Below are 11,606 nucleotides of genomic sequence, written 5' to 3'. Positions count from 1 at the left end.
CGGTGTCAGTGGCCCAGCGGGCGGCGGGGCAGCGGAGAGGAGTAGACGACGCTCGTCGTCACCGAGCCCAGCGCGCCGATCTTGCCCGCCACCGTCTCCAGGTGGGTCATCGAACGCGCCGCGACCTTGATGACGAAGCAGTCGTCGCCGGTCACGTGATGGGCCTCGAGTATCTCGGGTGTCGCCTCGACGAGGTCGTGGAACGGCTTGTAGTTGCCGTTCGGATAGCGGAGCCGGACGAAGGCGAGGATCGACATCCCCAGACTCTCCGGGGCGACGACGGCCGCGTACCCCTGGATGACGCCCGCCTCCTCCAGGCGCCGCACCCGCTCGGTGACGGCGCTCGCGGACATGGAGACGGCCCGGGCGAGGTCGGCGAAGCTGGCCCGGCCCTCCCGCTGGAGGACGTCGAGGATGCGCCAGTCGGTGGCGTCCGGGGAATACGCGGTCATCGTTGATGAATACCAGCTGAATCCCCGGCGGATCAAGAGTGATGCCGTGGATCGTCGCTTCAGGGCGGGGATCACCGACCGTAGATTTCTGGTCAGGAAGTCCCGCCGGACCGGTGCGGCAGAGGCACCGGGGTGGCGACGGCGGCACCGGGCCGGCGGGGCACGGGTGAAAGGCAAGACCATGACTGTCACAGCTGACGGCACCGCTGCCGGCACGAAGACCGACACGGCGGCGACCTCGGAGGCGACGCCGACGAACGTGTCGCCGACGGCTCCGGCGACCGGATCGACGGTGGCACCCGCGGCCACCGATCCGGCGGTCGAATCGGCCCCGACCTCGTCGTCGGTGATGCCTGCATATACCGGGTCGGCGTCCCGCGACGCGACCGCGGTGAACCCCGTTCTGCGGATCGCGCCCGCCTCTCCGGCCGCCGCCGCGGCCCACTTCGGGGCGAGCCTCGCCTTCCACGCGGACGTGTCCGACGTGGCCGCGGCCCTGTCCGCCGGCGGTGACCCCGGTTTCGTCGTCCTCGACTCCCGCTCCACCGCGTCCTGGGACCAGGGACACGTTCCCGGCGCGGTCCACCTGCCCACCGCTCTCATCCCCGAGCAGGCCGGGCACCTGCTCGACCGGTCGGTGCCCGTCGTCACCTACTGCTGGGGCCCCGGCTGCAACGGCGGGACCCGGGCGGCCCTCGCCCTGGCCGAACTCGGCTACCAGGTCAAGGAGATGCTCGGTGGCTTCGAGTACTGGGCCCGCGAGGGCTTCGAGTTCGAGACCTGGCAGGGGCGTGAGCGCCGCGCCGCCGACCCGCTGACCTCGCCCGCGGACACGGACGACTGCGGCTGCTGAACGCCCCAACAGGGTTGAATGGTCGACCACTTGGGCTATCGAGACCCGCCCGGACCGGTGCCGGGCGGATTCGGGGGCGCCTGCCGAACGGGTGCCGGCGGGCGCCGTGTAGCTTCTGCCCATGGTCAGATACGCGGAGCCCGGTGCGGTCGAATGGGTGGAGTCGGGCGGCGGGCCGCTCATAGCGATCCCGGAAGCGGTCCTGCCGTTCTGGTCGGGGGCGGACGGCGACGAGATGTCCTCCGACTACGACCGGGCCTGTGACGTCGAGGGCTTCATCGGCCTCGTACCCGTGGGCGACTCCAGGGCCCTGGTCCTCGGCGACGAACCCGCCTCGACCTCCTACCTCCCCGAGCACGGCGTCTTCGTACGGTGGAGCGCCGCCGAGTCCGAGGACGAACTCCTCGCCGTCGTCCCGGCGGCCATCGCGACGGCCGTGTGGGATCCGGAGGTGCAGTGGAACGTGCCCGGCCCCGTCGTCCTCTTCGACGCCGCGTGGCCGGGCTCCGCCTCCGAGCGCACCGACCACCTGAAGGTGGCTCTCGCGCCGGGCCGCTACGGCGTCCGCGCGGCCCAGGTCGAGCCGGGACCCGAGACCTGGGTGGGTCTCGTCAAGCTGCGGCGGCTGGCGGACTGACGCGTGGTGCGCGGGGGCCCGGCCCGCGTGTGCCGGGCCCCCGCGCACGCTGCGGTCAGAGCCGGGACAGCTCCTCCACCAGGTCGTCCAGTCCCAGGGAACCCAGCGACAGCGCGGCCATGTGCCACGCCTTGGCGTCGAAGGCGTCACCGTGGCGCCGCTTCGCGTTCTCGCGGCCCAGCAACCAGGCGCGCTCGCCGATCTTGTAGCCGATGGCCTGCCCGGGCATCGTGAGGTAGCGGGTCAGCTCGCTCTCCACGAAGTCCGCGGGGCGGCTGCTGTGCGCGCCGAAGAACTGCTGCGCCAGGTCCGGTGTCCAGCGCTCGCCCGGGTGGAACGGCGCGTCGGCCGGGATCTCCAGGCCCAGGTGCATCCCGATGTCGATGATGACGCGGGCGGCCCGCATCATCTGCGCGTCGAGGTAACCGAGCCGCTGCTCCGCGTCGGTGAGGAAGCCGAGTTCGTCCATCAGACGCTCCGCGTACAACGCCCAGCCCTCGCAGTTGGCGCTGACCCGGCCGACGCCGGACTGGTAGCGGGACAGGTCCTCGACGACGTGCACCCACTGCGCGAGCTGGAGGTGATGGCCGGGAACGCCCTCGTGGTACCAGGTCGACACGAGGTCGTAGACCGGGAAGCGGGTCTGTCCCATCGTGGGCAGCCAGGTGCGTCCCGGGCGCGAGAAGTCCTGCGAGGGGGCCGTGTAGTAGGGGGCGGCGGCGCTGCCGGGCGGGGCGATGCGCGACTCCACCCGCTTGACCTGCTCGGCGAGTTCGAAGTGCGTGCCGTCCAGGGCCGTGATGGCCTCGTCCATCAGCCCCTGGAGCCAGGCCTGGACCTCGTCGACGCCCTCGATGTGCCGGCCGTGCTCGTCGAGGTGCGCGAGCGCCACCCACGGGGTCGACGCGCCCGGCAGGATCTTCTCGGCCTCCGTCCTCATCTCGGCGAGGAGCCGGTGATACTCGGCCCAGCCGTACGCGTACGCCTCGTCCAGGTCGAGATCCGTGCCGTTGAAGTAGCGCGCGAGCCGTGCGTACCGCTCGCGGCCGACGGTCTCGGGCGCGCCCTCGATCGTCGGCGCGTACACGTCGCGCATCCAGTCCCGCAGGGAGAGCAGTGCCTCCGTCGCGGTCCGCGCCGCCGTGTCCAGTTCCTCGCGCAGGGACTCGGGGCCCGCCGAGACGAAGTCCTCGAACCAGCCGCGCCCCTGCCCGTCCGTGTCCGACCACTCGGTGAGCTGCCCGATGAACGTGGCGGCCGGGCGCGGGGCGGCGTACAGCTTGCGGTCCAGGCCGAGGGCGAGCGACTCGCGGTAGCCGGCGAGCGCGGCCGGTACCGCCCGCAGCCGTTGCGCGACGGTGGCCCAGTCCTCGTCCGTCCCGGTCGGCGTCAGCGTGAAGACCTGCCGCACCGAGTGCACCGGGGTGTGCAGGTTGCCGACCGCCCGCAGGCCCTCACCGGCGTCGTGGACGGCGAGTTCGGCGGTGAGGCGCTCCCGCAGCAGCCGGCCGCAGCGGCGCTCGATGTCACTCTCCGCGCCGGGCTGCCGCTCGGCCTCGTCGAGCCGGGCGAGGGTGACGCGCGCCAGTTCGGCGACGGCCTCCTGGCCGGCGGGCGAGGTGTCGGGGAGCCTGCCGTAGCTCTCCGGAACGCCGAGATAGGTACCGAGGACCGGATCGAGGGCGGTGAGATCGTCGACGTACGCGTCGGCGACCTCGCGGGGCAGCGGCTTCTTCGTCTGTGGCATGCGGCCATCCTCGTACGGGGACGGCCGCCGCGTCAGCCCCGGTCCGCCCGTCCGGTCACCGCATCAACCGGATTTCGCCGCTGGTGACGACCCTGCCGCGGCCGGGGGCAGCAGCGGGCCGCAGTCCCACTGCTGGAAGATCAACCGCGTCTCGACGCGGGCCACTTCGCGCTGGGAGGTGAACTCGTCGAGCACCAGACGCTGGAGGTCCGCCATGTCCGCGACCGCGACATGGATGAGGTAGTCGTCCGGGCCGGTGAGGTGGAAGACGGTCCGGGACTCCGGCAGCAGCCTGATCCGGTCCACGAACGGCCCCACCAACTCCCGCCGGTGCGGCCGGACCTGCACGGACAGCAGGGCCTCAAGACCCCGGCCCAGCTTCGCCGGGTCCAGCCGCAGCTGATGGCCGAGAATCACCCCCGCCCGTCGCAGCCGTGTCACGCGGTCCAGACAGGTCGAGGGCGCGACGCCCACCTGCGCCGCGAGATCGCGGTACGTCGTCCGTGCGTCGTTCTGCAACAGCCGCAGCAGATGAAGATCGACCGGATCGAGTACGACGGAATCGGCCATGGCGCGAACGTAACACGGGATGCGGCGCCCGAACCCCGTCGGGTGTTCAGGCTGCCTCCCATGGACTCCGTTGTGTACGACACCCCTGACGCGTACGACGCCGACGCCCGCGACGACAGGCGGGCCGCCGGTGGTGCTTCCGTCGCCCGCCCGCGGGCCCTCGCCACCGAGGCCGTGCACGCCGGCCGGGAGGACCTGGCCGCCCTGGGGCTGCACGCGGCCCCGATCGACCTGTCCACCACCTATCCCTCGTACGACAGCCGCGGGGAGGCCGCCCGGATCGACGCCTTCGCCGCCGAGGGCGCCGAACCCGAGGGCCCGCCCGTCTACGCCCGCCTCGGCAACCCGACCGTCGCCCGCTTCGAGACCGCCCTCGCGCGGCTCGAGGGCACCGAGAGCGCGGTCGCCTTCGCGAGTGGCATGGCCGCACTGAGCGCCGTCCTGCTGGTGCGGAATGCGATGGGCCTGCGGCACGTCGTCGCCGTCCGGCCCCTGTACGGGTGCAGCGACCACCTGCTCACCGCGGGGCTTCTCGGCTCCGAGGTCACCTGGGTCGACCCGGCCGGGATCGCCGACGCGCTGCGTCCGGACACGGGCCTCGTGATGGTCGAGTCGCCCGCCAACCCGACGCTCGCCGAACTCGACCTCCGGGCCGTCGCGCACGCCTGCGGCTCCGTCCCGCTCCTCGCCGACAACACCTTCGCCACGCCGGTGCTGCAGCGCCCCGTCGAACAGGGCGCACGGCTGGTCCTGCACAGCGCCACCAAGTACCTCGGCGGGCACGGGGACGTCATGGCCGGCGTGGTGGCGTGCGACGAGGAGTTCGCCCGGGGGCTGCGCCAGGTGCGGTTCGCGACGGGCGGGGTCCTGCATCCGCTGGCCGGCTATCTGCTGCTGCGCGGCCTGTCGACCCTGCCGATACGGGTCCGGGCCGCATCCTCGAACGCCGCCGAACTCGCCCGCAGGCTGGCCGACGACCCGCGCGTGGCCCGCGTCCACTATCCGCGCATCGGCGGCGCCATGATCGCCTTCGAGGTGCACGGCGACCCGCACGAGGTCATCGCCGGGGTCCGGCTCATCACCCCGGCCGTGAGCCTCGGCAGCGTCGACAGCCTCATCCAGCACCCGGCGTCCATCAGCCATCGCATCGTGCCCAGCGAGGACCGACAGGGCGCGGGCGTCAGCGACCGGCTGCTGCGCCTGTCGGTGGGCCTGGAGGACGTCGACGACCTGTGGACCGACCTGGACGCGGCGCTGGGGTTCACGAGCGGCGGCTGATCCTCGCCGGGCGCCGCCGGGGTGTTGGGGCGCCCGGGGGAGGGGGGAAGGGCAGAGGGGGGAGGCGGGTGACCTGCCCACCGTGGGTGGTCCCTGGCCGCCGCCTCCGCCCGGCCGGTGAACGGACGCGCCCGTTCACCGGCTCCGGGATCAGTCCCGGACCGCTCGCGTCCCGTGCTGCTCCTGGCTCTCGCCCGCGCCCTGGTCGTACGGCAGCAGCGAGGTGGTCACCGGCGTCGCCTCCAGGCGGGCGGTGATGACGAGGGTGCCCTCCTCGATCTGGTAGTCGAGGGGGAGTCCGAGGCTGCGCATCGCGGAGACCATGCCGGTGTTGGAGGCCTGCGTGACGGCGTACACGCTCTCGCAGCCGGCCTCCACGGCCATCGTCACGAGGCGGCCGATGAGTTCGGTCCCGATGCCGCGTCGCTGCCACTCGTCCTCGACGAGGAGAGCGACCTCCGTCTCGTCGCCGTCCCAGAGGAGATGGCCGAGTCCGACGATCCGGCCCGAGGCCGTCTGCACGGCCAGGGTGCGGCCGAAGCTGGGGCTGAGCAGGTGGTTGAGGTAGCGGTCCGCGTCACCGACCGGGCCGTGATACCGCATGCCCAGCGTGCGCGGCGAGCAGCGCTCGTGCATCGCCTTGGCCGCCTCGACGTCGGAGATGTCGGCGCGCCGCACGGTGATCGCGTTGCCCTGCGGCAGCGTCAGCAGGTCCCTGCCGCCCGGGATCCGCGGACCGAGCCGCGCGTCCAGTTCCACCAGGGCCCGCGCCCGCGCGAATTCGGTGGGTGTGAACGGCAGGTACGGCCGCTCCACCGTGATGACTCCGCCCTCCGGTGCCCGCAGCCGCATCACCGTGTCCTCCAGCGCCCCCTCCACGGGAGCGCCCTCCGCCGCCCGGCCCGAGAGAGGGGACTTGGCGGGCAGTGAGCGGATGGTGCACCGGCCGAGCAACTGCCGCAGTGCGAGGGGGAGTTCGGAAGCGTCGAGGGCGGTACGGGTGGCCAGTCCCAGCACCCGGGTCGGCGCGTCCACGAGGTCGTGGGCGTCCGCCCGCTCGATCCAGGTGGCGCTGCCGCCCGCCCGTGCCACGTCGCGGGTGATCTCTGACGCGGCCAGCTCGGCGGGCGCGCGCAGCAGGAGTTCGTCGACCGTGCCGTCCGCCAGCGGGTGCGTCTGCAGGCTCAGGATGTCGACCTGCCGGTGGGCGAGGGCGGCGCACAGCCTGGCCAGTGAGCCCGGGGCGTCCTTGACCGTCGTGCGCATGCGCCACAGCACGGTCTCCTCGGGGACGCCCTCCGATGCGCCGAGCCCCTCGTGCTTCTCCTGTTCGTCGGACGGCCCGGCCGCTCGCCGCTCGGCGAGGGGCCGGGTGCCGGTATCACCCGTCGGCGGTGCGTGACCGTGGCGGCGTGCCCACCATGTGTGGAATCCGGCCGTGGCGACCAGGAGCACGGCCGAGATCGCCAGCAGGGCGGGGCCGTCCGGGCCGTGCCCGATCAGGTTGGCCACGCCGTCGGCTACCGCCACGGCCGTGAAGAGCGCCGCGAGTTCGACGACATCGCGTCGCCAGTGGTGGACGGGGCGTCCGTGCTTCGCACGCGTCACATCAGACATGTCTGGAGTCATACCGACACTGTGAAGGAACGGTGTTGCGTGATCACGAACGCTTTGTGACTGATCGGTTAAGTGTCGCTCTGCCCCTTTTGTAGTTCTTTTTTGAGGATCTTTACCTCGAACGTGCGCGCAGGTGTGCGTGCTCGGTCGGGGGCACGCACACCCGGAGGCCCACCCAGGGGCAGCCGGGATGAAGGCGGACTCGGCCGCCGTCCCCCTCCGTCAGGCCGCGGCCTCCTGCGTCAGCGCCGTCCGCAGCCGGCGGGCCTGCACGACCACTCGGGACGAGCCGCGCCGCTCGGCAGCCCGGGACAGATGGTCGAGAGCGCCGCGCGCCCCGGACCTCTCGGCGCAGTCGGCGGCGACGGCCAGCAGGTCCCCGAGCCCGCGCACCGGACCGGGGCCCGACGCGTCCGCCGCGAGGCCGGACAGCAGACGCGGCAGCAGGGCACGCGACACCGACCAGACGGTGGCGTACGCACCCGTGGCCGCCGCCGTCCGTATCGACTCGGCCAGCCGGGACGGCTTCAGAGCCCCCCGCTCCACCAGCTCCCCGAGATCCGAGCCGAGCCGTCCCGCGTCGAGGTCTCCCCGCGCGGCGAGGACCAGCAGGGCGTCCACGGCGGCGAGCCGGTCCTCCGGATGACGGGCCGCCAGGCCGTACGCCACGGCCAGGTGCAGCGCCTCGCCCGCGGTGCCGTCGGTCTCGGCGAGGAGCGGCAGGACCGCGGCCTCGCCACGGCTCTCGTCCACGGCGACGGTGCTGATGTCGTGCAGCAGCCGCGCTGCCAGAAGCTCCCGCCGCCCCGGGGCGACGGCCAGCCAGTGCTGTCGGTCCGCGGTGTTCCAGTGTCGGCAGTACCAGCGGTCCTTGAACAGGGCGACGGGACGCCCCAGCAGCCGGAACTCCGGAGGGAACAGGCCCTGGACCTCCTCCAGTTCACCGATCTCGACGAGGACACGGGTGCCCGACGTCCGCCGCCGGATCGCGGGCAGCAGGGGTGCCTCGGAGGTGAGCCACTGGGCCAGCCGGTATCCCTCCGGACTGCCGAGTGCCCGCGCCCGCGCCGCGGCTGCGGCCGCCGTCGCCCGGTCGTCGCGACGGACGCGCAGGAGTGCCTGGGCGAAGTCGGCCGCTCCCGGCCGGGTTTCGAGCCTCCGGTACTCGGTGAGGCGGGCGACCAGGTCGTCGGCCTCCAGGAGTCCGGTGTCCCAGGTGGGAGTGGCCAGCAGGAACGGTGGCGGCTCGGTGCGGATGCGGTACGCCACCTCCCACAGGCGTGCCTCGAAGGCACGGGAAAGCCCGCTGTGCCGGCAGTTCGTCTCCGTCGTGCCCTGCTGCACCGCCGCACGCAGCGTGTGCATCCCGACCTGCTCGAACACCGCCGCGACGACGACGTCCAGGCCGTGCGGCGACAGGCGAAACGGTCCGCTCCCCCTGGCGTGCCGCGATGCGTCGTCCTTCCACCAGCGGCGCGCGACCACGGGGTCGAGCGCCTCCATCAGACGCTCCCGGTCGCGGTGGGCGTGACGGACCAGGCCGTCGAGGGCGCGCTCGAACGTGGCCACGCCGCCGCCGGAGACCAGCAGCGCGCCGACCTCCTCGGCCAGCTCGGCCGCCGATTCCGGGGCCGCCGCCAGCCGCACCCGCTCCGGCACGGCCGGCAGGACCTCCTCCTCCACGGCGGGTACGGAGTCCAGCGGCTCGTCGCCCAGGAGTCGCCGGGCCCGGAGCCGCAGCCCCGGGCTCAGATCGCCCGCGAGCCCGCTGAGCCGGTCGCGCGCGTCGCCCGCCGCGGGCAGGGCGGGGAGGTGGCGCTCCACCAGTTTCAGAGCGCGCTCCTGCACGTCCGTGTCCTCGTGCCCGAACGCCTGCGCCACCGCGGGCAGCAGCGTCTCGGCCGCGGTGGGATCGCGCCTGAGGATCTTGCCGAGGAGGACGAGCTGCGCCCGGACCAGCTTCTTCTCCGTCCTGAAGAGGACACCCGATGACAGCTCAGCCAGCTGATCGGACGTCAACTCGCCTTCCAGGGCGAGCGATGCCAGGACCGACTGGGCGTGCGAGGCGACGGTCGGGGTGGCCTCAGTGGCCAGCGCCGTCCAGTCGGCGGTCCGCTCCCGCTCCTCGTCCCGGGTGGGAGCCAGGCACGACAGCAGGCGCAGGAACACCCGCTGGTCGGCGGCCGCTCCGCCCCGCAGCAACCGCGCCACACAGGCGTCCACCATGACCTTCCGGTCGAGAACGCCCTCCCGCGTCACCTTCGCCAGCGCGTTGTACCAACTGCCCGGGCCGTCGCCGAACTGCCAGGCGATCTCTCCCGCGAGCTGCGGCGACTCGAAGAAGGCCGTGACCATCCGTGCCACGGCCGGGTCCTGCCGCAGCCTTTCCGCCACGGAGCCCGTGCCCTGCCACGAAGCGCCGATGTCCTCGAACCAGCCCCGCACATAGGCGTCGGTCGTCGGGACCTCGCAGCCGGACAGTCCCACCAGCCCCGAGAGCAGCGCGTACGGGATCCGGGACGTCACCGGCCTGGTGGCCAGCCGGTGGGCGACATCGGCGAGCCAGTCCGACTCCCGGTCGCCCAGCACATGCAGGAGGACACCCGGGGAGGCCTGGGACCAGCGCATGTCCGCCCCTGCGATCCAGGCCGCCGCCCCCGCGGCCCCCGTGTGGCAGGCCGCCCCCGCCGCGTGGAGCGCGGGATACGCCGTCCGTGACTCCGCGTTCCACGGCGCGGCGCGCAACTCCTTGCGCAGCTCCTTCAAGGTGGGCAGAGAGGCCCGCCGCTCGCCGTCCGTCATCCCGTCCAGAAGACCGGCGGCCTGCACCGTCGACCCCGCCCGTACCGCCTTCAGCAGTGCTTCGCCGCTCATCGTCCCGCGCCCCCGTCGACCTGGATTCCCACGAACCCCTCGCGTCCCGCACCGGCCGGAGCCGGGTCCCGCGTGTGCCCGCCCCGGGTGCCCCGCCGCACCATCCGCACGGCCAGCGCGTGCTTGCAGGGGCCTCGTCCGCCGCGGTACTTCGCCCACCAGAGGCAGGAACAGCGCAACGTCCCCGCCGCGTCGCGGACGCGGTGCACGTGTCCGTCGTCGGCGGTCACGGTGCCGAGGTCGCCGTCCAGGGCGACCGCGCCCGCGGCGACCAGGGCCCGTGCCGAGCGCAGCCGCGGGTTGTGCCGCTCCACCCGCCCGGCGTCGTACGGCAGTTCACGATGGAAGTACGCCGCCTCCGCGGTGTCGTACCCGACGCGGCCCGACGTGCCCAGCCGGACCAGCGCGGCCCGCACGCGCTCGGCGGACAGGCCGGACGAGGCGGCCAGGTCGCCCACGTCGACCCGTGGCTCCCAGGCCAGCAGGACGGCGATCAACTCGGCGTCCTCCCCGGCCTCGTCGGTGGCCAGTGCGTCCAGCACCCCGCCCTCCCCGGAGAAACCGCGCGAGGCGTCCGGCGAGAGCGTGAGGGTGAGCCGCATGCCCGGCAGCACCGCTTCCCAGGCGCCCGCCGCGACCGCGTCCCCGGCGACCGGTGGGCCGTACACACGCAGGGCCGTCGCATGGCGCAGCACCCGCTGGAGGGCGATCAGCCGCTCCGGGCCGGGCAGGCAGACCGCGCCGGGGACCGGACGGGTCGTCGGACGCAGCCCCCGGCCTGTCGGCACCACCCAACGCGGTCCGCCGGACGCCCCGCGCGCGCTGCCCCGCGGCAGCGAACGCAGGAACCGCACGGCCTCCGCGGCGGACAGTTCGGCCCGCAGATCGAATCCCGCCGCGATCACCTGGGCCTCGGCGAACCCGCGCAGCCAGCGGTCGGGCAAGGGCACCTTCTTCTCCACGACCGGGCCGTCCAGGGTGGTCACGGCCATCTCGTCGGGGCCGACCCGAAGATGCAGCGGATCGTCACCACCGATTCGGGAAAGTGCCTCACGCAGCGGGTTGTTGACGTCGACGTTGGTCGTCCCGTGCCCGACCTCGCCGCCGTCCAGACCCGCGTCCAGCACGTCCAGCCGCGCGTACACCCCGCCGCAGCCGGAGAAGGACTCGAAGCGGAGCCGGTCGCCGTTTCCCGTGACCACCGGGTCCAGTGACGCGCGCAGCTCCCGCTGGTAGTACCGGGCGGCCGCCACGTCCGCCACCGCCAGAAGGCCGGCCGCCGCCACCTGAGGTGACGTCAGGAAGCCCGTGAAGAACCGCGGATGGTCCTCGATCCCGGCGGGCGTCGCGCCCCGCGAGGTCTCAAGTCCCAGGCGCTGCACGCCCGGTGCGGACTCCAGCGAGGAGGGTCGGGTGTAGGCCACGGCCTGCAAAGATCGCGTCATGGAAAAACCGTAGAGGCGACCACTGACAACGGGTCCTGACCTGCGAGGACTTGCTCGGCAACGGCTGCTTCGGCGGCCTCGTGGAGCCGCGCACCGGGGGATGACTCCGGTGCGCGGCGGACGCTTCGAGAGT

9 protein-coding genes are annotated in these 11,606 nt (G+C 73.3%); 3 read left to right on the top strand and 6 right to left on the bottom strand.

The annotated features are described in order from the left end of the window. Window positions 1-5: 5 nt before the first annotated feature. Window positions 6-452 carry an Lrp/AsnC family transcriptional regulator gene (locus AB0C62_RS03360; protein WP_362969383.1) on the bottom strand — a complete coding sequence of 149 codons (447 nt, stop codon included), beginning with the start codon at window positions 450-452 and terminating at the stop codon, window positions 6-8. Window positions 453-801: 349 nt separating this feature from the next. Here AB0C62_RS03360 and AB0C62_RS03355 point away from each other — a divergent pair, with 349 nt between their 5' ends. After that, entirely contained in the window at window positions 802-1,305 is a 504-nt protein-coding gene (locus tag AB0C62_RS03355; RefSeq protein ID WP_362969467.1) for a rhodanese-like domain-containing protein, read from the top strand. Window positions 1,306-1,426: 121 nt separating this feature from the next. Then, on the top strand, window positions 1,427-1,942 hold the full coding sequence (locus AB0C62_RS03350) for an immunity 21 family protein (RefSeq protein WP_362969382.1): 516 nt from the start codon (window positions 1,427-1,429) through the stop codon (window positions 1,940-1,942). A 55-nt stretch (window positions 1,943-1,997) separates the two neighbouring features. Here AB0C62_RS03350 and AB0C62_RS03345 read toward each other — a convergent pair whose 3' ends face one another. Next, window positions 1,998-3,689 (bottom strand): DUF885 domain-containing protein, encoded by a 1,692-nt coding sequence (locus AB0C62_RS03345; protein ID WP_362969381.1) that lies wholly within the window; start codon window positions 3,687-3,689, stop codon window positions 1,998-2,000. Window positions 3,690-3,752: 63 nt separating this feature from the next. Then, complete coding sequence (locus AB0C62_RS03340; protein ID WP_351425551.1) at window positions 3,753-4,259, bottom strand: Lrp/AsnC family transcriptional regulator; 507 nt, start codon at window positions 4,257-4,259, stop codon at window positions 3,753-3,755. Here AB0C62_RS03340 and AB0C62_RS03335 point away from each other — a divergent pair. Then, window positions 4,221-5,537, top strand: a complete 1,317-nt coding sequence (locus AB0C62_RS03335) for a PLP-dependent transferase (protein ID WP_362969380.1) — start codon at window positions 4,221-4,223, stop codon at window positions 5,535-5,537. The genes AB0C62_RS03340 and AB0C62_RS03335 overlap by 39 nt on opposite strands. 150 nt (window positions 5,538-5,687) lie before the next feature. On the opposite strand, the gene AB0C62_RS03330 is transcribed toward AB0C62_RS03335, so the two are convergent. The 3 genes from AB0C62_RS03330 to AB0C62_RS03320 all read right to left on the bottom strand — a co-directional run bounded on the left by AB0C62_RS03330 (window position 5,688) and on the right by AB0C62_RS03320 (window position 11,473). Beyond that, the gene (locus AB0C62_RS03330) at window positions 5,688-7,154 is read right to left on the bottom strand and encodes a GNAT family N-acetyltransferase (protein WP_362969379.1); all 1,467 of its coding nucleotides are present in this window, start codon (window positions 7,152-7,154) and stop codon (window positions 5,688-5,690) included. Between the two features lie 222 nt (window positions 7,155-7,376). Beyond that, complete coding sequence (locus AB0C62_RS03325; RefSeq protein WP_362969378.1) at window positions 7,377-10,028, bottom strand: DUF6493 family protein; 2,652 nt, start codon at window positions 10,026-10,028, stop codon at window positions 7,377-7,379. Continuing rightward, entirely contained in the window at window positions 10,025-11,473 is a 1,449-nt protein-coding gene (locus tag AB0C62_RS03320; protein WP_362969377.1) for an SWIM zinc finger family protein, read from the bottom strand. The genes AB0C62_RS03325 and AB0C62_RS03320 overlap by 4 nt, the downstream gene beginning before the upstream one ends. Window positions 11,474-11,606 lie beyond the last annotated feature (133 nt).

It is taken from the genome of Streptomyces sp. NPDC048643, from assembly GCF_040650615.1.
In the GTDB taxonomy this organism is placed as follows: domain Bacteria; phylum Actinomycetota; class Actinomycetes; order Streptomycetales; family Streptomycetaceae; genus Streptomyces.
The sequence above is the reverse complement of the archived record's forward strand: the minus strand, read 5'-3'. Positions and strand labels throughout refer to the sequence as shown.

Coding starts and splice junctions, on each gene's coding strand:
- AB0C62_RS03360 (WP_362969383.1), bottom strand. CDS start 452: ATGACCGCGTATTCCCCGGACGCCACCGACTGGCGCATCCTCGACGTC.
- AB0C62_RS03355 (WP_362969467.1), top strand. CDS start 802: ATGCCTGCATATACCGGGTCGGCGTCCCGCGACGCGACCGCGGTGAAC.
- AB0C62_RS03350 (WP_362969382.1), top strand. CDS start 1,427: ATGGTCAGATACGCGGAGCCCGGTGCGGTCGAATGGGTGGAGTCGGGC.
- AB0C62_RS03345 (WP_362969381.1), bottom strand. CDS start 3,689: ATGCCACAGACGAAGAAGCCGCTGCCCCGCGAGGTCGCCGACGCGTAC.
- AB0C62_RS03335 (WP_362969380.1), top strand. CDS start 4,221: ATGAAGATCGACCGGATCGAGTACGACGGAATCGGCCATGGCGCGAAC.
- AB0C62_RS03340 (WP_351425551.1), bottom strand. CDS start 4,259: ATGGCCGATTCCGTCGTACTCGATCCGGTCGATCTTCATCTGCTGCGG.
- AB0C62_RS03330 (WP_362969379.1), bottom strand. CDS start 7,154: ATGTCTGATGTGACGCGTGCGAAGCACGGACGCCCCGTCCACCACTGG.
- AB0C62_RS03325 (WP_362969378.1), bottom strand. CDS start 10,028: ATGAGCGGCGAAGCACTGCTGAAGGCGGTACGGGCGGGGTCGACGGTG.
- AB0C62_RS03320 (WP_362969377.1), bottom strand. CDS start 11,473: ATGACGCGATCTTTGCAGGCCGTGGCCTACACCCGACCCTCCTCGCTG.